This window comes from Tabrizicola sp. (assembly GCF_041913445.1).
In the GTDB taxonomy this organism is placed as follows: domain Bacteria; phylum Pseudomonadota; class Alphaproteobacteria; order Rhodobacterales; family Rhodobacteraceae; genus Tabrizicola.
The window spans coordinates 64,492-85,263 of the sequence record NZ_JAYSFG010000011.1 but is presented as its reverse complement, the minus strand read 5'-3'; the positions used below and the strand labels follow the sequence as shown (position 1 = coordinate 85,263).

At 67.6% G+C, this 20,772-nt stretch carries 23 protein-coding genes; 14 read left to right on the top strand and 9 right to left on the bottom strand.

Features of this window, described 5'->3' with window-relative positions:
- Window positions 1-7: 7 nt before the first annotated feature.
- On the top strand, window positions 8-817 hold the full coding sequence (locus ACE3Q6_RS13725) for a DeoR/GlpR family DNA-binding transcription regulator (protein ID WP_374433292.1): 810 nt from the start codon (window positions 8-10) through the stop codon (window positions 815-817).
- Window positions 818-841: 24 nt separating this feature from the next.
- On the opposite strand, the gene ACE3Q6_RS13720 is transcribed toward ACE3Q6_RS13725, so the two are convergent.
- The 5 genes from ACE3Q6_RS13720 to msuE form a co-directional block, all read right to left on the bottom strand.
- Window positions 842-1,612, bottom strand: a complete 771-nt coding sequence (locus tag ACE3Q6_RS13720) for an ABC transporter ATP-binding protein (protein ID WP_374433290.1) — start codon at window positions 1,610-1,612, stop codon at window positions 842-844.
- A gap of 7 nt (window positions 1,613-1,619) precedes the next feature.
- A complete protein-coding gene (locus ACE3Q6_RS13715) occupies window positions 1,620-2,591 on the bottom strand; it encodes an ABC transporter substrate-binding protein (protein ID WP_374433288.1) in 972 nt (323 codons plus the stop codon).
- A 28-nt stretch (window positions 2,592-2,619) separates the two neighbouring features.
- On the bottom strand, window positions 2,620-3,459 hold the full coding sequence (locus ACE3Q6_RS13710; RefSeq protein WP_374433285.1) for an ABC transporter permease: 840 nt from the start codon (window positions 3,457-3,459) through the stop codon (window positions 2,620-2,622).
- Between the two features lie 3 nt (window positions 3,460-3,462).
- On the bottom strand, window positions 3,463-4,824 hold the full coding sequence (locus ACE3Q6_RS13705; protein WP_374433282.1) for an LLM class flavin-dependent oxidoreductase: 1,362 nt from the start codon (window positions 4,822-4,824) through the stop codon (window positions 3,463-3,465).
- An 80-nt stretch (window positions 4,825-4,904) separates the two neighbouring features.
- Window positions 4,905-5,468 (bottom strand): FMN reductase, encoded by a 564-nt coding sequence (msuE, locus tag ACE3Q6_RS13700; RefSeq protein WP_374433279.1) that lies wholly within the window; start codon window positions 5,466-5,468, stop codon window positions 4,905-4,907.
- A 249-nt stretch (window positions 5,469-5,717) separates the two neighbouring features.
- Between msuE and ACE3Q6_RS13695 the strand changes: the two genes are divergently transcribed.
- From ACE3Q6_RS13695 to ACE3Q6_RS13655, 9 genes are all read left to right on the top strand, one after another.
- The gene (locus ACE3Q6_RS13695; protein WP_374433275.1) at window positions 5,718-5,960 is read left to right on the top strand and encodes a DUF2934 domain-containing protein; all 243 of its coding nucleotides are present in this window, start codon (window positions 5,718-5,720) and stop codon (window positions 5,958-5,960) included.
- 110 nt (window positions 5,961-6,070) lie between these two features.
- Window positions 6,071-6,595 (top strand): DUF4142 domain-containing protein, encoded by a 525-nt coding sequence (locus ACE3Q6_RS13690; RefSeq protein ID WP_374433273.1) that lies wholly within the window; start codon window positions 6,071-6,073, stop codon window positions 6,593-6,595.
- Between the two features lie 54 nt (window positions 6,596-6,649).
- Window positions 6,650-6,925: a hypothetical protein gene (locus ACE3Q6_RS13685; RefSeq protein WP_374433271.1), complete on the top strand. Its 276-nt coding sequence runs from the start codon at window positions 6,650-6,652 to the stop codon at window positions 6,923-6,925.
- A gap of 147 nt (window positions 6,926-7,072) precedes the next feature.
- The gene (locus ACE3Q6_RS13680) at window positions 7,073-8,161 is read left to right on the top strand and encodes a LacI family DNA-binding transcriptional regulator (RefSeq protein WP_374433269.1); all 1,089 of its coding nucleotides are present in this window, start codon (window positions 7,073-7,075) and stop codon (window positions 8,159-8,161) included.
- Window positions 8,158-9,408 carry an extracellular solute-binding protein gene (locus ACE3Q6_RS13675; protein WP_374433266.1) on the top strand — a complete coding sequence of 417 codons (1,251 nt, stop codon included), beginning with the start codon at window positions 8,158-8,160 and terminating at the stop codon, window positions 9,406-9,408. Before ACE3Q6_RS13680 ends, ACE3Q6_RS13675 begins: the two co-directional genes overlap by 4 nt.
- A gap of 102 nt (window positions 9,409-9,510) precedes the next feature.
- Window positions 9,511-10,584, top strand: a complete 1,074-nt coding sequence (locus ACE3Q6_RS13670) for a carbohydrate ABC transporter permease (RefSeq protein ID WP_374433264.1) — start codon at window positions 9,511-9,513, stop codon at window positions 10,582-10,584.
- The gene (locus ACE3Q6_RS13665) at window positions 10,584-11,462 is read left to right on the top strand and encodes a carbohydrate ABC transporter permease (RefSeq protein WP_374433261.1); all 879 of its coding nucleotides are present in this window, start codon (window positions 10,584-10,586) and stop codon (window positions 11,460-11,462) included. The genes ACE3Q6_RS13670 and ACE3Q6_RS13665 overlap by 1 nt, the downstream gene beginning before the upstream one ends.
- 11 nt (window positions 11,463-11,473) lie before the next feature.
- Window positions 11,474-12,469, top strand: a complete 996-nt coding sequence (locus tag ACE3Q6_RS13660; protein WP_374433259.1) for a levansucrase — start codon at window positions 11,474-11,476, stop codon at window positions 12,467-12,469.
- Window positions 12,470-12,472: 3 nt separating this feature from the next.
- Window positions 12,473-13,564 (top strand): ABC transporter ATP-binding protein, encoded by a 1,092-nt coding sequence (locus ACE3Q6_RS13655; RefSeq protein WP_374433257.1) that lies wholly within the window; start codon window positions 12,473-12,475, stop codon window positions 13,562-13,564.
- A gap of 67 nt (window positions 13,565-13,631) precedes the next feature.
- On the opposite strand, the gene ACE3Q6_RS13650 is transcribed toward ACE3Q6_RS13655, so the two are convergent.
- The 4 genes from ACE3Q6_RS13650 to cobU form a co-directional block, all read right to left on the bottom strand.
- Window positions 13,632-15,149 (bottom strand): YifB family Mg chelatase-like AAA ATPase, encoded by a 1,518-nt coding sequence (locus ACE3Q6_RS13650; protein ID WP_374433255.1) that lies wholly within the window; start codon window positions 15,147-15,149, stop codon window positions 13,632-13,634.
- Between the two features lie 206 nt (window positions 15,150-15,355).
- Window positions 15,356-16,228, bottom strand: a complete 873-nt coding sequence (locus ACE3Q6_RS13645; protein WP_374433253.1) for a glutathione S-transferase — start codon at window positions 16,226-16,228, stop codon at window positions 15,356-15,358.
- Window positions 16,229-16,300: 72 nt separating this feature from the next.
- Window positions 16,301-16,864, bottom strand: coding sequence for a histidine phosphatase family protein (locus tag ACE3Q6_RS13640; RefSeq protein ID WP_374433251.1), 564 nt, complete (start codon window positions 16,862-16,864; stop codon window positions 16,301-16,303).
- A gap of 46 nt (window positions 16,865-16,910) precedes the next feature.
- Entirely contained in the window at window positions 16,911-17,441 is a 531-nt protein-coding gene (gene cobU, locus ACE3Q6_RS13635) for a bifunctional adenosylcobinamide kinase/adenosylcobinamide-phosphate guanylyltransferase (RefSeq protein ID WP_374433249.1), read from the bottom strand.
- A 66-nt stretch (window positions 17,442-17,507) separates the two neighbouring features.
- On the opposite strand from cobU, the gene ACE3Q6_RS13630 reads away from it, so the two are divergent.
- From ACE3Q6_RS13630 to ACE3Q6_RS13615, 4 genes are all read left to right on the top strand, one after another.
- Window positions 17,508-18,386 carry an RNA polymerase factor sigma-32 gene (locus ACE3Q6_RS13630; protein ID WP_374433247.1) on the top strand — a complete coding sequence of 293 codons (879 nt, stop codon included), beginning with the start codon at window positions 17,508-17,510 and terminating at the stop codon, window positions 18,384-18,386.
- Window positions 18,387-18,625: 239 nt separating this feature from the next.
- Window positions 18,626-19,819 carry a bifunctional phosphopantothenoylcysteine decarboxylase/phosphopantothenate--cysteine ligase CoaBC gene (gene coaBC, locus ACE3Q6_RS13625; protein WP_374433244.1) on the top strand — a complete coding sequence of 398 codons (1,194 nt, stop codon included), beginning with the start codon at window positions 18,626-18,628 and terminating at the stop codon, window positions 19,817-19,819.
- A 56-nt stretch (window positions 19,820-19,875) separates the two neighbouring features.
- Entirely contained in the window at window positions 19,876-20,346 is a 471-nt protein-coding gene (gene dut / locus ACE3Q6_RS13620; RefSeq protein WP_374433243.1) for a dUTP diphosphatase, read from the top strand.
- The coding region (locus tag ACE3Q6_RS13615) for a ThiF family adenylyltransferase (RefSeq protein WP_374433241.1) at window positions 20,343-20,772 on the top strand (430 nt) is incomplete at its 3' end. The genes dut and ACE3Q6_RS13615, both read left to right, overlap by 4 nt.

Here is a 20,772-nt window from a genome sequence, read left to right as displayed (position 1 = left end):
GACCCCTTTGCAGAAACCGAAGCCCGAGGCTTTGCGCCAGGAGCCCGTCTCGGGCCTGCTTTCCGAGCCGCGCCGGCGGCGGATCCTGGACTGGATCCAGGAGGAAGGCAGCGCCCGCGTGCGCGACCTTGCGGTGGCCTTCCAGGTTTCCGAGGCCACGATCCGGCAGGACCTGGAACGGCTGGAGCAGGATGGCCAGATCACCCGCGAACATGGCGGGGCCTTCCTGAACACGGTGCCCGCGCAGGTGGGCACGATGACGCTGCACCACCAGGAGAACATGGAGGAAAAGCGCCGGATCGGGGCGCTCGCAGCAGAGCTCGTCAAGGACGGCGAGACGATCATCCTGGACGCGGGCACTACCACGACGGAAATCGCGCAGCGGTTGGTCAGCCGAAAGAACCTGACGGTGATCACCAACGCACTGAACATCGCGATCATCCTGGGCGCGGTGCCGGGGAACGCGGTGCACATGCCGGGGGGCCAGTTCAAGGCGCCGACGCTCAGCCTCTCGGGCGACAAGTCGGTGGAATACTTCCGCAACATCTTTGCGGGAAAGCTGTTCCTGGCGACGGCCGGGGTCGCGCTGGACGCGGGGCTGACCTACCCGTCCTTCGCGGACCTGCAGCTGAAAGAGGCGATGATCCGCGCGGCCAGCCGGGTCTACCTGGTGGCGGATTCCTCGAAGATCAACAAGTCGAGCTTCACGCGGCTCGGCTCGCTTGAGATGATCCATTCCTTCATCACCGACGACGGCATCTCGGAGCCCGACGCCAACGCCTTCCGCGCCCGCGGGATCGAAGTGCTGATCGCCTGACCCCGCGCGCCGGAAGGCGCCCCGTCAGTGCAGTCCGAACTCCTCCATCAGGCGTTTGCGCATCTTCACGAAGGGCCCTTCGCTGCGCCCCCTGGGCCGTGGCAGGTCGACGTCGATGATCCGGGGGGCAGAGCCCTTTTCCCGCGGCAGGACCAGCACCCGGTCGGCCAGGTAGATCGCCTCTTCCAGGTCATGGGTGACCAGCACCATGGTCACCTTTTCCTCGCGCCAGATGCGGGCCAGTTCCTCCTGCATCGTGAGCTTCGTCATGGCGTCCAGCGCACCAAGCGGTTCGTCCAGAAGCAGGATTTCGGGCTGCACGGTCAGCGCCCGGGCGATGCCGACGCGCTGCGCCATGCCGCCCGAGAGCTGGCGGGGATAGGCGGTCTCGAACTCGGACAGGCCGACGAGGCGGATGTAGTGCCGCGCGCGGGCGGCGGCTTCGGCGGCGGTATGTCCGCGGACCTCAAGTCCGAACCCCACGTTCTCCAGCACGGTCAACCAGGGCAGAAGCCGCGGCTCCTGGAAGATGATGGCGCGTTCGGTGCCGACGCCCTGCACCGGATGGCCGTCGATGAGGACGGTTCCCTGGTCGGGTTGTTCCAGACCGGCAAGCACACGCAGAAGCGTGGTCTTCCCGCAGCCCGAGGGGCCGACGATGGCGACCGCCTCGCCGCCCTGGATGTCGAGGTGGAGGTTCCGAAGGACCGGCAGGCGCTGGCCGTTCAGGGTGAAGGATTTGGAGAGGTCACGCACCGTGACCTCTCCGCGGAGGGTTGCCTCGATCACGCTCATCGCGGCCTCAGTTGGTGACCGGGGCGTCGCCCGTCACGTAAAGGATGTCCCTGGCGACGAGCTTGCCCTTTTCAACCGCACCCTGGCGTTCCAGGACGTCGATCCAGAACTGGATGTCGCGCTCCACCGGCAGGCCGCCCTCGCGCACGCCGTAGCCCGCGAAGAACTGGGCCACCTCGGCATTCTCGCCGCGTTCTGCCAGGACACGGGCGAAGATCGCCTTCGTCTCCTCAGGGTTCTCGCGGGCGTAGTCCAGCGCCTTGACCGAGCCTTCGACGAAGGCCTTGGCTTCCTCGGGGTGCGCCTCGATCCAGTCGCGGCGGAGGACGATGAACCCGCCCGCGATGTCGCCCAGGACGTCGGTGTCGTCGAAGACCGCGCGCAGGCCCCCGTTCTGCAGCGCCGCGCCGGTGAAGGTGGTCTGCCAGTAGCCGAAGGCCGAGACGTCGACCTGGCCCGACCTAAGGACCTGCTCCAGCTGCGGGCCTGGCACGACGATCAGGTTCGCGCTGTCCTCGGGCAGGCCCTTCTGGTGCAGCGCCTCACGCACCACATAGTCGAGGTGCGCGCCAAGCGTGTTCACGGCGATGGTCTTGCCGGGGAGGTCCTCGATGGATTTGATGGGCGAGTCCTCCAGGACGTAGAAGACCGACTGCGCCTCGTCGTTGATCCCGTTCGAGGGGAAGGCCGCGACGAAGTCGTTCCCCGCGGCGATGGAATTGAGGACGGCAGCCGTCGCGGCCGAGCCGATCTCGACGCTGCCCCCGGCCAGGGCGACCAGCGAGGCGGGGCCGCCCTGGGCGTAGCCCACGTTTTCCAGCGTGATGCCTTTGCCGTCGAAGTAACCGAGTTCCGCGGCAAGTTCGTAGGCGGAAAGGCCGCCCTGTCCCGCGAGGTAGCGCAGGGTCACGTCAGCGAAGGCGGGGGTCAGGGTCAGGCCAAGGGCCGTGGACAGGGCGAAGGTGCGGAAGAGTTTCATATTCGTTTCCTTTGGGTTGAGGGAGGGATCAGTGGGTCAGGTCGGCCCAGCGGCAGAGCCGGCGCTGCAGCGTGACGAGAAGGGCGTTGGCCGTGAGGCCAAGCGTGGCGAGGAGGAGGATCGCCGCGAACATCTGCGGGATCTGGAAGTTGTACTGGGCGTTCATCACCTGGAACCCCAGGCCCTTGTTCGCCCCGATCATCTCGGCCGCGATGAGGAGGAGAAGCGCCGTGGTGGCCGACAGCCGCAACCCGACGAAGATCGAAGGGACCGAGGCAGGCAGGACCACGCGGCGGAAGATCGTGGCGCGGCTGGCCCCGAAGGTCGCGGCCATCTCGATCAGCTTGCGGTCCACTTCCTTCACCCCGCCGATGGTGGCCAGCAGGATCGGGAAAAGCGTGGCCCAGAAGATCACGAAGACCTTCGACGCCTCACCCAGGCCCAGAAGCAGGATGAACACCGGGTAAAGCGCCAGCGCCGAGGTCTGGCGGAAGAACTGCAGGATCGGGTCCAGCGCCTGCTCGACGGCGCGGATCTGGCCCATGAAAAGGCCCAAGGGGATTGCGAGGCCCACGGCGGCGGCGAAGGCGATGCCGGACCGTTGCAGGCTGATCGCGATGTCGTCCAGCAGTGCGCCGCTGGTCAGGCCCTGCCACAGCGCCGACAGGATCGCGTCCAGCGGCGGGAAGACGGTGGGGTTGATCCAGCCCTGGGTCGAGCCGATCTGCCAGACGGCGAGGAAACCGACCAGCAACCCATAGCGGCGCAGCGCAGCCTGCGCGGTTCGGACCCCCCGGCGCAGCGCCACCGCGCCGGGGGGGACTTCGACAGAGACCGAAGGGGAGGAGTCGAGGCTCTGGAAGGTCATGGCTTACTCCGCCGCATGGGCCGGGCGCAGCGCCCAGCGGTTTTCGGGGAAGGGGAGGCCCAGGTTTTCCCGCAGGGTCCGGCCCTCGTAGGCGGTGCGGAACAGGCCCCGGCGCTGGAGTTCCGGGATCACCAGGTCGACGAAGTCGGACAGGCCCGTGGGCAGCCAAGGCGGCAGGATGTTGAAGCCGTCGGCGCCTTCGTTCCGGAACCAGTCCTCCAGGATGTCGGCGATCTGGGTCGCGGTGCCGACCACGGTGAAGTGGCCGCGGGCAGAGGCGACGTGCTGGTAAAGCTGGCGGATGGTGAAGCCGTTCTCGTCCGCGATCTGGCGGATCAGGGCCTGGCGGGACTTCATCCCTTCGGTCGGGCCGACGGGCGGCAGCGGACCGTCAAGGTCCACGCCCGTCAAATCCAGCGTGCCCCCGGTCAGGCCCTTGATCAGGGCGATGCCGTCTTCCTCCAGGATCAGGCTGGTCAGGCGGTCATACTTCTCGCGCGCCTCCTCTTCTGTCCGGCCCACGAAGGGCGAGACGCCGGGCATGACGAGGATGTGGTCCGGGTTCCGCCCCAGCCCCCGCGCGCGGGCCTTGATGTCGCGGTAGAACTCCTGCGCGGTATCAAGGCGCTGGTGGGCGGTGAAGATCACCTCTGCCGTTGCCGCCGCCAGACCCCGCCCGTCCTCCGACTGCCCGGCCTGGACGATGACCGGATGGCCCTGCGGTGAGCGGCTGACGTTCAGGGGACCGCGCACCTTGAAGTGCTCGCCCCTGTGGTCGGTGTAATGCACCTTCGTGGGGTCGAAGAACCGCCCCGTCTCCTTGTCGCGCAGGAAGGCATCGTCCTCGAAACTGTCCCACAGCTTCCTGACCACCTCGACATGTTCCGCCGCCCGGCGGTAGCGGAAGGCGTGCGGGTGCTGCTGGTCGAGGTTGAAGTTCTGGGCGGCGGATTCGGTGGCGGTCGTCACCACGTTCCACCCGGCGCGTCCGTCCGAGATCAGGTCCAGCGAGGCGAACTTGCGGGCGAGGTTGTAGGGCTCCTCATAGGTCGTCGAAGCCGTGGCGATGAAGCCGAGGTGCTTGGTCAAGGGTGCAAGGGCCGAGAACAGCGTCACGGGTTCGAACCCCGCGACCTTGGCGTTCCCGCCCTCGATCCCGCCGCCGAAGGCGATGGCCAGGCCGTCGGCCAGGAAATAGGCGTCGAAGAGGCCGCGTTCCGCCTCTTGGGCGAGCTTGACGTGGAAGTCGAAGCTCGTCGCCCCGTCGGCGGGGCTGTCTGGATGGCGCCAGGCGGCGATGTGCTGGCCGCCTCCGGGAAGGAAGGCGCCGAGGCGGATCTTGCGGGGGTAGGATGGGCGGGTCATCGGAAATGTCCTTTCAGCGGGCATGGAGAGGCCGGTCGCCGCCCCGGTGGGGAGACGTCGAACGGCGGACGGGGAGAGGGTCAGGCGCCCAGGAGGAAGACCTCGGGCATGACGCGGCGGTCGAAGAAGGGGGCAAGCTGGCCCACCGCCCGACCCAGCCGATCCAGAAGCGCGGGCGAGGTGGGCTGGCCGTTGGTGAAGTCGCGGTCGGCGGCATAAAGGCCGGTCGGCAGCGTCCGCGCCTCGAAGAAGCCGAAGAGCGGACGCAGCTGGTGCTCGATCACCAGCGCATGCCGGTCTCCCCCGCCCGTCGCGGTCAGGATGACCGGCTTGTCCGCCAGCGCCAGAGGATCAATCAGGTCGATCAGGTGCTTGAAGAGGCCCGTGTAACTCCCCTTGTAGACCGGGCTGCCCACCACCAGCGCATCCGCCGCCAGGACCACCTCCAACGCCGCACGGGCGGAAGGATCCAGGTCGCCGGCACGTCGTGCCGAGGCCAGGGAGGGGGCGAAATCTGCAAGGTCATAGATCGTCCCGGTCGCATCGAACTGGCTTGCAGCCGTCGCGACGACCGTCTGGACCAGGGTCCGGGTCTTGGACGGACGATCCAGGTTTCCGGACAGTCCGATGATGGTGCGGGTCATGAGCGCCTCATCTCGATTCGTTTGGTCGTGATTTAGCATGCCCCCGGATCCGCCCTCTGGCCATTCCCTAGTCACCAGGGAAAACAGAACGGAGCCCGCGCCTGCTAGGCTTTGGAGAGACAATGGTTCTCCCCCGGAAGTCCAACCCCCGACGCAGGTCCGAAGGGCAGGAACGCGGCGCAGCTGTCGTCCCCGGGATGCAACCTTTCCGCCCCTCGCGGGTTGATCGGCCAAAGGTCGGGCAGGCAGATGAGCGATTTCGATCAGCAGATCCGGGAACGGGCCTATCAGCTTTGGGAAGAGGCCGGGCGGCCCGATGGGAGGGCCCAGGAATTCTGGTTCCACGCCCAGGCCGACATCCATACCCGCCGCGCGGCAGAGGCCCGGACGGCCGGACGGACGGAGATGCGCGAACCGCCGGACGACTGGGACATCGTGGACGAACGGTCAGACGAAAGCTTCCCGGCCAGCGATCCCCCCGGCAGCTTCTAGCCCGTCGCCGTCCGCGCGCGCCGCACCCGATGCCCCAGCGGGTCTACCCCGTCCGAGGAACATTCCGCAGACCGTAGGGTTGTCGGCAGGTCACAGAAGGAAGACCTGTCATGAAATACGCTGCTCCCCTGCTTTGCCTTGTCCTCGGCCTGGCCGCACCCCCGTTCGCGCTCGCCGAGACGGCCGCCCCGTCAAAGGCGGAAGACGTGGCCAAGGCCGCCACCGATCCCGCCGCCTTCGCCCGCGTCGCCGCTTCGTCCAACATGCTGGAAATCGAAAGCAGCACCCTTGCGATGGAACGCAGCCAGAATGCCGATGTCCAGGCCTTTGCGCAGAAGATGATCGACGACCACACCGCTGCCGGCGAGAAGATGAAGGCCATCGCCGAGGACGCCGAGACCGAGGTTCCGGCCGCGATGAACGACGCCGACATGAAAGCGCTGCAGGCCCTGCAGGATGCCCAGAACTTCGATCAGGCCTACCTTGAGCTGCAGGTGAAGGCCCATGAAGAGGCTGTTGCCCTCTTCGACACTTTCGCGGCCGAAGGGGAAGGCCCGCTGCGCGACTTCGCCGAAGAGACGCTGCCCACGCTGAAGGACCACCAGGGCCATGTCCGCAGCCTGACCGGCGCCTGACCCGTGGCTCTTCAAGGATCTGGTCGGCGCGATGCGCCGGCCAACCCCGACAGGTTGCGCCAACGCATCGACCGTGGCGAAGGCGCGGACAAGATCGACTACCCCGACCCCGCCGCCGCACCGCTTGGCACGGATGACGAAGCCGCAGGCCACCCCATTACCCGCGAACAGCTGGACATGGCGCTGCAGGCGGAAACCCGTTCCGGCGGCGGGCAGGCCCCCCTGCAATCCGGTCGGCAGGGGAACGCGGCCTCCAACACGCGCTTCGTCCTTCTCCTCATGGCGCTGGGCGCCGTCCTCATCGCCGTCACGGCCTGGGCCACGGGCTGAAGCCTGGATCTTCCCCCTTAATAGCTGACGCCTCCGCTGGTGTTGGAGCCGTTCCATTTGCGCGCTTGACAGACTCGGGCTGCTTATGACACCGATGTCATGACACCGATGTCACTGGCTCGGTGGGTGGCAGCTCGGGGAGGGGGCATGTCGACGATCTATGACGTTGCACGCCGCGCTGGCGTTTCGCCGAAGACGGTCAGCCGGGTGTTGAACTCGGACGGTCCCGTGGGCGAAAAGACCCGCGAGGCGGTCGAGGCCGCAATGCGTGACCTGGGCTATGTCCGGTCCAACGCCGCCCGGATGATGCGGGCGCAGAAGTCCGGGATCGTCGGCCTGATCACCGGCGCGATTTCCACCAAGAACCAGCCCTCGACCCAGCAGGGCCTGCCCGACCTCTACATCGTGCAGGGCATCCAGCGGGCACTCGAATCCTCGGGCATGACGGTGATGATCGCCGATACGGCGGGCCGCAACGACCGCGTGCCGCATCTGATCGACACCTTCCTGTCGCACCGGGTGGAAGGGCTGATCTACGTCGCCGAGTACCATCAGGAAGTGAACCTGCCGCGCCTGCCGGACGACACCCCGCTTGTGCTGGCCAACTGCTTCGATTCCCGTGGCACGCCCTCGGTCGTGCCGGACGACCGCCGCCTTCAGCGCGACCTGGTGCGGCGGCTCATCGCGGCGGGGCACCGTCGGATCGCCTATCTCTCGCTCCGCCCCGACATGGTGGCGGGCCGCCTGCGTCCGCTTGGCTACCGCGAGGCGCTGGACGAGGCGGGCATCCCCTTCGACCCGGCGCTTCTCCAGCATGTCGACTTCGACCAGTCCGAAATTGGCCCGCAGCTTCTGTGGGACACCATCGACCGGATGCTGCATCTGCCCGAACCGCCCACGGTCCTGTGCTGCGGCAACGACCAGATGGCGATGATGGTGTACGGCATCCTGCGCAGCATGGGGCTGCGGATGCCGGACGAGATCGGCGTGGCGGGCTTCGACAACTACCGCGCCATCGCCGAGACGCTCTACCCGCCGCTCACCACGGTGGACCTGCCCTACAACGCGCTCGGCGCCCGCGCGGGCGAGCGTCTGATGCAACTCATTTCCGGCCAGGGCCGGGATGACCACAGCCCGGTCCTGGTGGCCGGTCCTGTCCACTGGCGCGCCTCGGTGACCGAGCTGCGCCCCGAAAACGTGATCAGTTTCAAAACCCTCAGGGAGGAAAAGCAATGAAGATGTTCACCATCGCGGCCTCGGCCGCGATCATGGCCTGGGCCTCGGCAGCCCAGGCGCAGCAGACGCTGACCATGTGGTATCATGGCGCCGGCAACGAAGTGGAACAGAAGCTCATCAACGAGCTGATCACCGACTTCAACGCCAGCCAGACCGACTGGAAGGTCGAACTGCAAAGCTTCCCGCAGGCGGCCTACAACGACTCGGTCGTCGCCGGAGCGCTGGCCGGCAACCTGCCCGACATCCTGGACGTCGACGGGCCGAACATGCCGAACTGGGCCTGGGCCGGTTACATGCAGCCGCTGAAGATCGACGAATCGAAGATCGCGAACTTCCTGCCCGGCACCAAGGGCGTCTGGAACGGCCAGCTCTACTCCATCGGCCTCTGGGATGCCGCCGTCGCGCTGGTGACCCGTCAGTCCACCCTGGACGAACTGGGCCTGCGCACCCCCACGATCGACCAGCCATGGACCAAGGACGAATTCATGGCGGCGCTCGACGCGGCCAAGGCGGCCGGCAAGTGGGAATATCCGCTGGACCTCGGCATGGCCTGGACCGGCGAATGGTACCCCTACGCCTTCTCGCCCTTCCTGCAGTCCTTCGGCGGCGACATCGTCGACCGCACGACCTACAAGACCGCGGAAGGCGCGCTGAACGGTGAGGCCGCGATTGCTTTCGGTGAATGGTGGCAGGGCCTCTTCACCAACGGCTACGCCCAGGCGACGCAGGACCCGGCGGACCGGGACGGCGGCTTTGCGGCGGGCAAGTATGCCTTCTCGTGGAACGGCAACTGGGCGGCGCTTGGTGCGCTCTCGGCCTTCCCGGACACCGTCTTCCTGCCGCCGCCGGACTTCGGCGCGGGCCCGAAGATCGGTGGCGCGTCCTGGCAGTTCGGCGTCTCGGCCACCTCGAAGCACCCGGAAGGGGCGGCGGCCTTCATCGAGTTCGCACTGCAGGACAAGTACCTGGCCGCTTTCTCGAACGGCATCGGCCTGATCCCGGCCACGCCCACCGCGTCCGAGATGGTTGACAACTACAAGGCCGGCGGCCCGCTCGCCGTGTTCGGCGAGTACTCGTCGAAACTCGCGCTCGTCCGTCCGGTGACCCCGGGCTATGTGGTGCAGGCCAAGGTCTTCGAAAAGGCGCTGGCTGACATCGCCAACGGCGCGGACGTGGCGGCGACGCTGGACGCGGCGGTCGACGAGATCAACGCCGACATCGAAAAGAACGGCGGCTACGGCCACTAAGGCTGTATGGCCCCGGGGTCTGACCTCGGGGTCGTGCTCTCCCCAGAGCCTTATGCTGGCGGTTCGCGCCGCCAGCCCCTTTCCCCCTGAAGCGAGGCGATCATGGCGTCGAAGTTCACCGTGTCCAACCGGACGGGCTGGCTGATGGCGGGACCCGCGGTCCTGCTGATCGCCGGTTTCGTGATCCTGCCCTTCTTCCTGGCCTTCTACTTCTCCTTCACCAACCAGCGCCTCGTCAGCCCCAACGCGACCGAGTTCGTGGGGATGGCCAACTACCGCCAACTCCTCGGCGTCGCCACCGTGACGCTGGAACCCGTCCGCGACGACGCGGGCGCCATCGTGATGAAGGACGGCGCGCCGGAATACCCCTCGCTCCGCGCGCTCACCCGCAACAACCCCGACCGCCCCGACCTCGCGGGCATGCGGGAGTGGTTCAGCTTCTCCCTCGACGGTGAGAGCCGGACCTATGTCCTCGCCCGCGACGTGGTCTTCATGAAGGCCATCGTCAACACCTTCATCTTCGTCCTGATCGTCGCCCCCGTGCAGGCGGGCCTCGCGCTTGGCCTCGCCCTCCTCATCAACCAGCGCCTGAGGGGCATCAACATCTTCCGCGCGATCTACTTCATGCCGGTCGTGGTCTCGATCGTCGTCGTCTCGCTGCTCTGGCGGCTGATCTATGACGGCCAGTCCGGCCTGCTGAACAACCTGCTCGGCGCCATCAGCTTCGGCCTGATTCCGCCCGTGGACTGGCTTGGCAACCCCTCCACCGCCTTGGGGTCGATCATCGCCATGTCGATCTGGCAGGCGGTGGGCTTCCACATGGTCATATGGCTCTCGGGCCTTCAGACCATCAGCCCCACCCTCTACGAGGCCGCCGCCATCGAGGGAGCCTCCAAATGGCAGGTCTTCCGCTACATCACCTGGCCGGGCCTCCGGAACACCGCCGTCCTGATCCTGATCGTCATCACTATGCAGGCCTTCGGCCTCTTCGCCCAGATCGACGTGATGACCAACGGCGGACCTTTGGACAGCACCCAGACCATCGTCTTCCAGGCCATCGAACGCGGCTACGGCAAGCAGGACATCTCGGGCGGCTCGGCGATCTCGGTCATCCTCTTCATCATCGTCCTGTCGATTTCGCTCATCCAACGCTGGCTCACGCGGGAGAAGACCTGATGGCCCAGATTTCCGCCGACAACCGCGGCCTCAGACTGGCGACCCGCTACGCCGTCCTGATCCTGATCGCAATCATCTTCATCTTCCCGCTGGTCTTCATGCTGATGTCCAGCTTCAAGCCCGACCAGCAGCTTCTGCAGGATGCAAGCACCCTGCGTGCCTTCCTGCCGGTGGGCGACATCAGCCTGCAGAACTATTTCGACGCCTTCCAGCGCGCGCCCGTGGCGACCTTCGTCTTCAACTCCGTCCTCGTGACCGGGGTCACCGTGGCGCTGTCGCTTCTCTTCTGCTCGGCCGCCGGCTTCGCCTTCGTCTTCGTGCAATGGAAGGGCCGCAACACGCTTCTCGCCCTTCTCCTCGCCACGCTGATCCTGCCGTTCGAGACCATCGCGATCCCGCTTCTGATGATGGTCGCGCACCTGCCCTGGGTGGGCCTCGATGGCCTCAGCTGGGGCTGGCTCAACAGCTACCACGTCCAGATTGTCCCCTTCATCGCCGACGGCCTGACGGTCTTCCTGTTCGTCCAGTACTTTAAGGACCTGCCCGGCGAACTGATCGAGGCCGCACGGGTCGAGGGTGCCTCCTGGTGGCAGATCTACCGCAAGATCGTGGTGCCGCTCTCGGGTCCGATCTTCGCCACCGCGGCGATCCTCAAATTCCTGGTGATGTACAACCAGTATCTCTGGCCGCTCATGGTCACGCAGGAGGAAGGCTACCGCCCCGTCATGGTCGGCCTGCAATACTTCTTCCAGCTCAACGTCGCCTGGGGAGAGGTCATGGCCTACCTGAGCCTGATCACCATCCCCGTCCTCGCCTTCTACCTTTACCTGCAGAAAGCCTTCATCGCGTCGATCGCCTCGACCGGCGTGAAGGGTTAACGGAGACCGATATGTCGTTCAAACACAAAGACCTCTGGTTTTGGGACAGCTGGTATGTCCAGGATGGCGACATCTGGCACGGGTATTTCCTGCAGGCCCCGAAATCGCTGATCGACCCCGACGCGCGGCATCTGAACGCGACCCAGCGCCATGCGGTCTCAAAAGACCTGACCAACTGGACCGACATGGGGACGACTTTTGAGCCCCAGCGCAACGGCGCGGCCTGGGACGACAGCACGACCTGGACCGGCTCGGTCGTCCGGGGAGACGACGGGCTGTGGCACCTGTTCTACACCGGCACGCAGAAGTCCGAGCAGTCGCTTTACCAGCGGATCGGCCACGCCACCTCGAAGGACCTGCACAACTGGACCCGCGTCGGGGACGGGCTGGCCTTGGACCTCACCGGGCCGAACGCCGACACCTATGAGAAGGACCACGCCATCGGCCACTGGCACGACCGGGCGATGCGCGACCCCTGGGTGATGAAGGACCCCGACGGCAACGGCTGGCTGATGTATTTCACCGCCCGCGTGCCGGGCGTGCCGGAGCCGAACGCCGGCGGGGCCATCGGCTTTGCCACGTCCCCCGACCTGATGACCTGGACGCTGCAACCCCCGGTCTTCCATGGCGGCTTCGGCCAGCTGGAGGTTCCGCAGGTCTTCCAGGTGGGCGCGCACTGGTATTGCCTCTTCTGCACCTCCTCGATGCACTGGTCCGAGCAATACCGCCGCGACAACCCGGAGGCACCCGTCACCGGCACCCACTACCTGATCGCCGACCACCCCCGCGGCCCCTGGCGCATCGCGCCCGGTCCCTTCCTCGACGGGGCCGAGCCCTGCCGCCGCTACGCCGCCCGCATCGTCGACGGACCCCAGGGTCTGGTGATCCTGGGCTTCGCCGACAGCGGCAAGGCGACTTTCGGCGGCTATGTCATGGACCCCGAGCCGGTCGTCATCGACCGCGACGGACTTCTGCACGTTCAACCCCTCGCACAGGCGGCGGAGTAGCCTATGGCCCGGATTTCCCTACAAAACGTCAAGAAAAGCTATGGCACGACCCATGTCATCAAGGGCGTGGACATCGAGATCGACGACGGCGAGTTCTGCGTCTTCGTCGGCCCCTCGGGCTGCGGGAAATCCACCCTTCTGCGGATGATCGCGGGGCTGGAGGACATCTCTTCGGGCGACCTTCGCATCGGCGAGACCCTCGTCAACGACCTGCCGCCCGCGCAACGGGGCGTGGCGATGGTGTTCCAGTCCTACGCGATCTTCCCGCACATGACGGTGCGCGAAAACGTGGCCTTCGGGCTGACCATCGCCGGGGCCTCCAAGGAGGAAAAAGACGCCAAGGTCGCTGAAGCCGCCCGCATCCTGCAGATGGAGCATCTGCTCGACCGCCGTCCCAGCCAGCTTTCCGGCGGCCAGCGCCAGCGCGTCGCCATCGGGCGGGCCATCGTCCGGAAGCCGCAGGTGTTCCTGTTCGACGAGCCTTTGTCGAACCTCGACGCCGCCCTGCGCATGGACATGCGGATGGAGATCGGCAAGCTCCACCAGCAGCTGGGCGCGACGATGATCTACGTCACCCACGACCAGGTCGAGGCGATGACGCTCGCGGACAAGATCGTGGTCCTGAAGGACGGCCAGGTCATGCAGATCGGCGCGCCGATGGACCTCTATCACGACCCGGCGAACCTCTTCGTCGCGGGCTTCCTGGGCGCGCCCTCGATGAACTTCATCAAGGTGCAGGTGCAGGGGGTGAACGGCGGCAAGGTTCTGGTCTCGAACGCCGCGCTCGACCCGGTGGAGGTGTCGGGCAAGCGCGCCTTGTTCAAGGTCGGCGACGAGGCGATCCTCGGTCTACGTCCACAGTATCTTGCGGTGGCGCAGGGTGCGGGGCGGTTGCACGGCAAGGTCGCGCTGACGGAACGGCTGGGGGCAGAGACGGTGGTCGAGGTGACGCTCAAGGACGGGAACCCGCTGATCGCGGCGCTGTCGCATGACGCGGTGTTCGACATCGGCGCGCAGATGAACCTCGATTTCGACCCGGACAAGGCCCATCTCTTCCCCAATGAACCCGGCGCGGCAAGTGTTAACAAACACTGAACGAAAAACGCCAACTATCTGATTCTGAAGGGATCTCGACGTTTGTCCACCGTGGACACTTTGCCCGTCACAGGCCCCCGACGGCCGTGGCGAGGCGAAAGCTGATCGCCTCGGCGATGTGGGGCCGGCGGACGTCCGGGCTGCCCTCGAGGTCCGCGATGGTCCGGGCCACCCGCAGCACCCGGTGGTAGCCCCGGGCCGACAGCCCCATCCGTTCGGCCACCCGCCCGATCAGCGCCTTCCCCTCGCTGTCCGGCGCCGCATGCTCCTCCAGCGCCGCCCCTTCCAGGTCCGCATTGACCCGCAGCTCAGGGGCCTCGGCGAAGCGGGCCGTCTGCCGCTGCCGGGCGGCCGCGACCCGGGCGGCGATGGTGGCCGAGCTTTCCCCGGACGCGGGCAGGTCGAGGTCCGCGAAGGCGACCGGGGGCACCTCCACCCGCAGGTCGAAGCGGTCCATCAGCGGCCCCGAGATCCGGCCCAGGTAGTCCTCTCCGCAGATGGGCGCCCGCCCGCAGGCGCGCGAGGGGTCCGACAGGTAGCCGCACTTGCAGGGGTTCGCCGCCGCGATCAGCAGGAACCGGCAGGGGTAGCGGATGTGGGCATTCGCCCGGGCGACCATCACGCTCCCGGTCTCGATGGGTTGCCGCAGCGTGTCGAGGACGGTGCGGGGAAACTCGGGAAACTCGTCCAGGAACAGGACCCCGTTGTGGGCAAGCGAGATCTCTCCCGGCTTCGCGCCCTTGCCCCCGCCGACGATGGCCGCCATCGAGGCGGTGTGGTGGGGTTCCCGGAACGGCCGGTCGCGCGAAATCCCGCCTTCGGTCAGAAGTCCGGCCAGCGAGTGGATCATCGAGGTCTCCAGAGCCTCGGCTGCAGAGAGGGGCGGCAGGATGCCCGGAAGACGGGCGGCAAGCATCGACTTGCCCGACCCCGGCGTCCCGACCATGAAAAGGTGGTGCCGCCCCGCCGCCGCGATCTCCAGCGCCCGCTTGGCGCGTTCCTGGCCCTTCACCTCGCGGAAATCGCGCAGGATCCGGCCACCCGTGACCTCTCCGGCTTCGGCGGGGACAAGCGGCGCGCGGCCGGTGTAGTGGTGCAGGACCTCGTCCAGCGATGCAGGGGCAAGCACCCGCGACGCGCCAACCCAGGCGGCCTCGGCACCGCAGGCCTTGGGGCAAAGCAGGGTCCGATCCTCGACCGCGGCGGCCATCGCGGCGGGCAGAGCGCCCGCCACGGGGACCAGTCGCCCGTCAAGCGACAGCTCGCCCAGGGCCACCGTGCCCTCGACGTCCTCGCGCGGGATGATCTCCAGTGCCGCCAGCAGGGCCACGGCGATGGGCAGGTCGAAGTGCGAGCCTTCCTTGGGCAGGTCCGCCGGCGAAAGGTTGACCGTGATCCGCTTGGCCGGCAGCGCGATCGACAGTGCCTGCAGAGCGGCACGGACGCGCTCCTTCGCTTCCGACACCGCCTTGTCGGGAAGACCGACGAGCGTGAAGGAGGGAGAGCCGGGAGAGACCGCGCATTGCACCTCGACCAGGCGGGCATCGACCCCTTCGAAGGCGACGGTATAGGCCCGGGCGGTCATGCCGCCGTCCCGCGAGTGGGGGCGGCTGCGAAATCGAGCGCCTTGCGGCGCGCGCCTTTTGTCTCGCCTCTGCGCGTGAAGGACGCGCAACCGGCTCGGGTTGCCTCCGGCGGGGATATTTGCAGACAGAAAATGTGCTGCGGTCTCATGGCCCGTTTCATGCGCCCCACCCGATTCACCTTGGTTAACGGGTAGGGGGAAATGGTTTACGACTGGTAAAGCGCCATGAACTTCGGCCAGGCTTCGGCGTCCGCCACGGTCTTGTCGCGGCAGAACGCGTTGCAGAAGCCGAAGCGGCGTCCGTAAAGCTCGAGCGCGTGGGTGACGGGCTTGCCGGAGTAGGGGCAGGCGCTGTTCACCGTGTCGGTTCCGTCGACGGCCCTTGCGGGCAGGGGCACCGGACCGGGCCAGTCCCGCCGGGAATAGTCGCGGCGGTAGAACTCCTGGTCCGCGCCGTCGATCAGGCCCATCGCGCGCCAGCGGCGGAAGCTGGGGTGGGCGAGGTGGGCGTTGACGTAGAGCATGGCGTCGGCTTCGACGGGCAGGTTGTAGGTCGCGATCCGGGTGGCCACGGGGGCGAAGAAGGCATCGGCCGCGGAGTAGGCGCCGCAGAGCCAGGGGGTCGTCGACCCGGTGGTTTGCCGCGCCCAGGACCAGAGCGTCTCCAGCCGGCGGAGGTCGGCAAGGACTTCGGCGGGCGGCTGGCAGTCGGTGTAGCTGACCCGCAGGTTCATCGGGCAATAGCTGCGCAGCGCAGTGAAGCCCGCGTGCATTTCCGCGGCCAGGACACGGGCCGTGGCGCGCGCATGGGGGGCGGCGGGCCAGATCCCGGCCTCGGGGTGCCGGGTCGCCAGTTCCTCGGCGATGGCGATGGTTTCCGGGACCACGGAGCCGTCCGGGGTGCGCATCGTCGGAGCGGTGCGGGCGGGGAAGAAATCCCTCAGCACGGTGGCGAGTTCGTCGGTGTAAAGCCGCGCCGAGATCGTCCGCACTGGAATGCCGAAGGCATCGAACAGAAGCCAGCCGCGCAGGCTCCAGCTGGAATAGGCGCGGTCGCCGATCACGAGGTCATAGGTCATGGGAGGCATCCTTTCGCGCCCATTAAGCCGCTCTCGGCGGGGAAGGAAAACGACGAATTGTGGCGGCGGCCATCACGCGCGGTGATTGACCGAATGGATCGCGGGTGGGTCGAGCGTCAGGCAGGTCACCGACAGGTTGTCGATCTTGTGCGCAAAGACCTGTGCTGTAGTCATGGCTCCGGCGCGTTGCAGGGCGGCAAGGATGGGGCCGAAATGGGCGACGACGATGATGTCTGGAGCTTGTCCCTGCAACCGGTCGAGCGCGGCCGAGGTCCGGGTCGCCAAGTCGTTCCAGCTCTCGCCGCCGGGAGGGCGCGTGTCCCCCGGGGTTTCCCAGAAGGCGCGGATCTGGGCGGGGCTTTCGGCGTCGATCTGGGCGAATGTGCGGGTTTCCCAAGCCCCGAAGTGGATCTCGCGAAGCCCCGGGTCGTGGGGAAGACGCGGCCGTCCCGCCAGCGCGTCGGCAGTGGCAATGGCGCGGGACAGGTCCGACGAAATGACCGGCGCATCGACGGGCAGGTGCGCGTTCAGCCGGGCCAGCGCCGCAAGATCGGACAGGTCGGCGGGCAGGTCGGTCCAGCCGATCATCGCCTTGGCGTGGGTGGGACCGTGACGGACAAGCCAGAAGCGGGTCATCGGAAGCTCGGCAAATGGAGGGGACGGGGGCAGGGGGCGGGACCGGTCAGGGCAGGGCGCCCTTCAGCACCAGGGGCAGTCCGGCGATGACGGTGACGACCAGGTCCGCCTCGGCGGCGAGCCGCTGGTTCAGGCGGCCCTGCGCATCGCGGAACCGGCGGGCGAGCGCATTCTCCGGAACAATTCCCCAGCCGGTCTCGTTGGTTACGATGACGACCGGGGCAGGGCAGGCAGCGAGTGCCGCGATCAGACCGGCGGTTTCGGCGGTCAGGTCATGTTCGGCCAGGAGATGGTTGGTCAGCCAGAGCGTGGCGCAATCGACCAGCACCGCCTCGCCGGGGCGGGCCGAGCGGAGCGCCCCGGCAAGATCGAGCGGCGCCTCGATTGTGGTCCAGGCCGGTCCCCGGTCGTCGCGGTGGCGGGCGATGCGGTCGCGCATCTCGTCATCCCAGGCTTCGGCAGTGGCGATGTAGCGGCGGGGGGCGCGGCTTGCCGTCACCAGACCCTCGGCGAAGGTCGATTTCCCCGACCGGGCGCCGCCGATGACAAGTGTGAGGTGGGGAAGTGATCCGGTCACGGGGTTGCCTCGTAGAAGGGACAAGAACAGGCGGGAAAGCCGCGGCAGGACAATCTGGAGGTGGTCATGGCACTAGACGGATATACCGATCTCGGCGTGTCGCGCCAAGCGATGAAGGCCGAGCTGCTGGACGCGGAAACCGAGCTGCGTCTGGCCCGTGCCTGGCGCGATCATCGCGACGAACGCGCGCTGCACCGACTGATCACCGCCTATATGCGGCTGGCGATCTCGATGGCCTCGAAGTTCCGTCGCTACGGCGCGCCGATGAACGACCTGATCCAGGAGGCCTCGCTGGGCCTGATGAAGGCGGCCGACAAGTTCGACCCCGAGCGGGGCGTGCGCTTTTCGACCTATGCGGTCTGGTGGATCAAGGCGTCGATCCAGGACTACGTGATGCGCAACTGGTCCATGGTGCGGACCGGGTCGACCTCCAGCCAGAAGGCGCTTTTCTTCAACCTGCGCCGCGTGCAGGCCAAGCTGGAGCGCGAGGCCTCCCAGCGCGGCGAGGTGCTGGACCAGCATCAGCTGCGCCAGATGGTGGCCGCCGAAGTGGGCGTGCCGGTGGCCGATGTCGAGATGATGGAAGGGCGCCTCTCCGGCAGCGACTATTCGCTCAACGCGACCCAGTCCTCGGACGAGGATGGGCGCGAGTGGATCGAGGCGCTGGAAGACGACGGCGTCCAGGCGGCCGAGGCCGTGGAAGGTGCCCACGACGGCGCGCGGCTGCGCGGCTGGCTGGTCAAGGCGATGCAGGGCCTGAACGCGCGCGAGCGCTACATCGTCGCCGAGCGCAAGCTGAAGGACGAGGGCCGGACGCTGGAGTCGCTGGGCGAGGAGCTGGGCCTGTCGAAGGAGCGGGTGCGCCAGCTGGAAGCGGCGGCCTTCGCCAAGATGCGCCGCAGCCTGGAAATCCAGTCGCGCGAAGTGCGTCACTTCCTGGTCTGAGCGCCGAGGGCATCGGGCGGTTTTCAGATTGAGCGCCTTGCGGCGCGAGCCTTTTAGGTCGCCTGCGCGCCGTCGCGCTTGGCTCCGCCTTCGGCGGGGATATCTGCCGAAGGGAAAGTGACGGGCGGTGCCTTGGGCGGTGGTGACCTGGGGAGCGGAACCGTGACAGGACCTCCGGATGCCTTGAGTTTGCGCGGGGCGACCCCTACACCTTGAGGCAGGTTATGGGAGTCCTGCCGATGCTGGCTGGCAAGCGGATACTTCTGATCATCGGCGGCGGGATCGCGGCCTACAAGGCGCTGGAGCTGATCCGGCTGATCCAGAAGGCGGGGGGCTCGGTGACCCCGGTGTTGACGCGGGCGGGGGCGGAGTTCGTGACGCCCCTGTCGGTGGGCGCCCTGGCGAAGTCGAAGGTGCATGAGACGCAGTTCGACCTGACCTCCGAAGCCGAGATGGGACATATCGAGCTGTCGCGGTCGGCGGACCTCTTGGTGGTGGCCCCGGCGACGGCGGACCTTTTGGCGAAGATGGCCACGGGGCGCGCGGATGACCTTGCCTCGACGCTGCTTCTCGCGACGGACAAGCGGGTGCTGGTGGCGCCGGCGATGAACGTGCGGATGTGGGAGCACCCGGCAACAGCGCGCAACCTGGCGACCTTGCGGTCGGACGGGGTGCTTGTGGTCGGCCCGGACGAGGGCGAGATGGCCTGTGGCGAGTATGGACCGGGCCGGATGGCCGAGCCGCCGGCCATCGTCGAGGCGATCAAGGCGGCGCTGGGTGGTGGTCCCCTGGCGGGTAGGCATGTGGTGGTGACTTCGGGACCCACGCATGAACCGATCGATCCGGTCCGGTATATCGCAAACCGCTCGTCGGGGGCGCAGGGGACGGCTTTGGCCGCGGCGCTGCGCGATCTGGGCGCGCGGGTGACCTTCGTGACCGGGCCGGCCGCGGTCCCGCCTCCGGCCGGAGTGGCCGTAGTCCGGGTCGAGACGGCGCGCGAGATGGCGGCGGCGGTCGAGGCGGCTTTGCCTGCCGACGCCGCGGTGATGGCGGCGGCGGTGGCGGATTGGCGGGTGGCCAACGCGAGCGTGCAGAAGATGAAGAAGGACGGATCGGGGAAGGCCCCGGCGCTGGAGTTCGCCGAGAACCCGGACATTCTGGCCGCCGTCTCGAAAGGGGCGCAGCGGCCCCGCCTCGTGGTAGGCTTTGCGGCCGAGACGACGGATGTGGTGGCCCATGCCACTGCCAAGCGGGCGCGCAAGGGCTGCGACTGGATCGTGGCCAACGACGTGTCCCCCGCGACGGGGATCATGGGGGGCGCGGAGAATGCGGTCACGCTGATCTCTGACGCGGGTGCCGAGGCCTGGCCGCGGATGGGCAAGGACGAAGTCGCGCGGCGGCTGGCGGCGCGCATTGCCGAGGCGTTGCGCTAAGTTCCAATGTCGGAGCCTCCGGCGGGGATATTTGGAGACATGAAATGGGGGATGGGTTGCGCCCTGTCGTGAGCATTCTTTGGGAAGACTGGGCGGACCGCAGCCTGCCCTTGCCCGCCTACCAGACCGCGGGGGCGGCGGGGGCGGACCTCTGCGCGAACTTCCCTCCAGAAACGCGCGAGGGGGGGCTGACGCTGGCGCCGATGCAGCGGGCGATTTGCCCGACGGGAATCCGGGTCGCGATCCCTGAGGGGTTTGAGATGCAGGTGCGGCCTCGGTCGGGGCTGGCCACGAAGCATGGGATCACGGTGCCGAACACGCCCGGGACCATCGACAGCGATTACCGCGGGCCACTGGGGGTTGCGCTGATCAACCTCGGGACCGAGCCCTATCTGATCCGGCACGGAGATCGGGTGGCGCAGGTCGTGGTCGCGCCGGTGGTGCAGGTGGGCTTTGCCGTGGTCGAGGCGCTGGACGAGACGGCGCGCGGGACGGGCGGGTTCGGGTCGACCGGGTTCCGGTCATGATCGGCCTGATGGGCTTTTTCGGCCTATGGGCCATGGGTCGCTGGCGCGGCTGGGGCGCGCGCTGGCTGTGGCTTGCGGCAGGGTGGTGGGCGATCCTGATGGTTGCGCACCTTCCGATCCAGGTGGAGAACCCTTTCGCCCGCGCCGTGGGCGGCGATTTCCGGGGCTGGTCGGTGTTCGGCCTCTTGGCGGCCGTCGTGCTGGGCTACCGCGAGGCGCTGCGGGCCGTGCGGCGGCGGAAGGTCGAGGACGTGAAGGCTGCACCTCCGACGGGAACTTTCCGCGAGGCGGAGCTGGACCGCTATGCCCGCCACATCATCCTGCGCGAGATCGGGGGGCCGGGGCAGAAGCGGCTGAAGGGGGCGAAGGTGCTCGTCGTCGGGGCGGGGGGGCTGGGCTCTCCGGTCCTGCTGTATCTGGCGGCGG

What these genes read in the sequence shown, in the direction of transcription:
- ACE3Q6_RS13720 (WP_374433290.1), bottom strand. Translation starts at nt 1,612, where the DNA reads ATGAGCGTGATCGAGGCAACCCTCCGCGGAGAGGTCACGGTGCGTGAC.
- ACE3Q6_RS13715 (WP_374433288.1), bottom strand. Translation starts at nt 2,591, where the DNA reads ATGAAACTCTTCCGCACCTTCGCCCTGTCCACGGCCCTTGGCCTGACC.
- ACE3Q6_RS13710 (WP_374433285.1), bottom strand. Translation starts at nt 3,459, where the DNA reads ATGACCTTCCAGAGCCTCGACTCCTCCCCTTCGGTCTCTGTCGAAGTC.
- ACE3Q6_RS13705 (WP_374433282.1), bottom strand. Translation starts at nt 4,824, where the DNA reads ATGACCCGCCCATCCTACCCCCGCAAGATCCGCCTCGGCGCCTTCCTT.
- msuE (WP_374433279.1), bottom strand. Translation starts at nt 5,468, where the DNA reads ATGACCCGCACCATCATCGGACTGTCCGGAAACCTGGATCGTCCGTCC.
- ACE3Q6_RS13695 (WP_374433275.1), top strand. Translation starts at nt 5,718, where the DNA reads ATGAGCGATTTCGATCAGCAGATCCGGGAACGGGCCTATCAGCTTTGG.
- ACE3Q6_RS13690 (WP_374433273.1), top strand. Translation starts at nt 6,071, where the DNA reads ATGAAATACGCTGCTCCCCTGCTTTGCCTTGTCCTCGGCCTGGCCGCA.
- ACE3Q6_RS13680 (WP_374433269.1), top strand. Translation starts at nt 7,073, where the DNA reads ATGTCGACGATCTATGACGTTGCACGCCGCGCTGGCGTTTCGCCGAAG.
- ACE3Q6_RS13675 (WP_374433266.1), top strand. Translation starts at nt 8,158, where the DNA reads ATGAAGATGTTCACCATCGCGGCCTCGGCCGCGATCATGGCCTGGGCC.
- ACE3Q6_RS13670 (WP_374433264.1), top strand. Translation starts at nt 9,511, where the DNA reads ATGGCGTCGAAGTTCACCGTGTCCAACCGGACGGGCTGGCTGATGGCG.
- ACE3Q6_RS13665 (WP_374433261.1), top strand. Translation starts at nt 10,584, where the DNA reads ATGGCCCAGATTTCCGCCGACAACCGCGGCCTCAGACTGGCGACCCGC.
- ACE3Q6_RS13660 (WP_374433259.1), top strand. Translation starts at nt 11,474, where the DNA reads ATGTCGTTCAAACACAAAGACCTCTGGTTTTGGGACAGCTGGTATGTC.
- ACE3Q6_RS13655 (WP_374433257.1), top strand. Translation starts at nt 12,473, where the DNA reads ATGGCCCGGATTTCCCTACAAAACGTCAAGAAAAGCTATGGCACGACC.
- ACE3Q6_RS13650 (WP_374433255.1), bottom strand. Translation starts at nt 15,149, where the DNA reads ATGACCGCCCGGGCCTATACCGTCGCCTTCGAAGGGGTCGATGCCCGC.
- ACE3Q6_RS13645 (WP_374433253.1), bottom strand. Translation starts at nt 16,228, where the DNA reads ATGACCTATGACCTCGTGATCGGCGACCGCGCCTATTCCAGCTGGAGC.
- ACE3Q6_RS13640 (WP_374433251.1), bottom strand. Translation starts at nt 16,864, where the DNA reads ATGACCCGCTTCTGGCTTGTCCGTCACGGTCCCACCCACGCCAAGGCG.
- ACE3Q6_RS13630 (WP_374433247.1), top strand. Translation starts at nt 17,508, where the DNA reads ATGGCACTAGACGGATATACCGATCTCGGCGTGTCGCGCCAAGCGATG.
- coaBC (WP_374433244.1), top strand. Translation starts at nt 18,626, where the DNA reads ATGCTGGCTGGCAAGCGGATACTTCTGATCATCGGCGGCGGGATCGCG.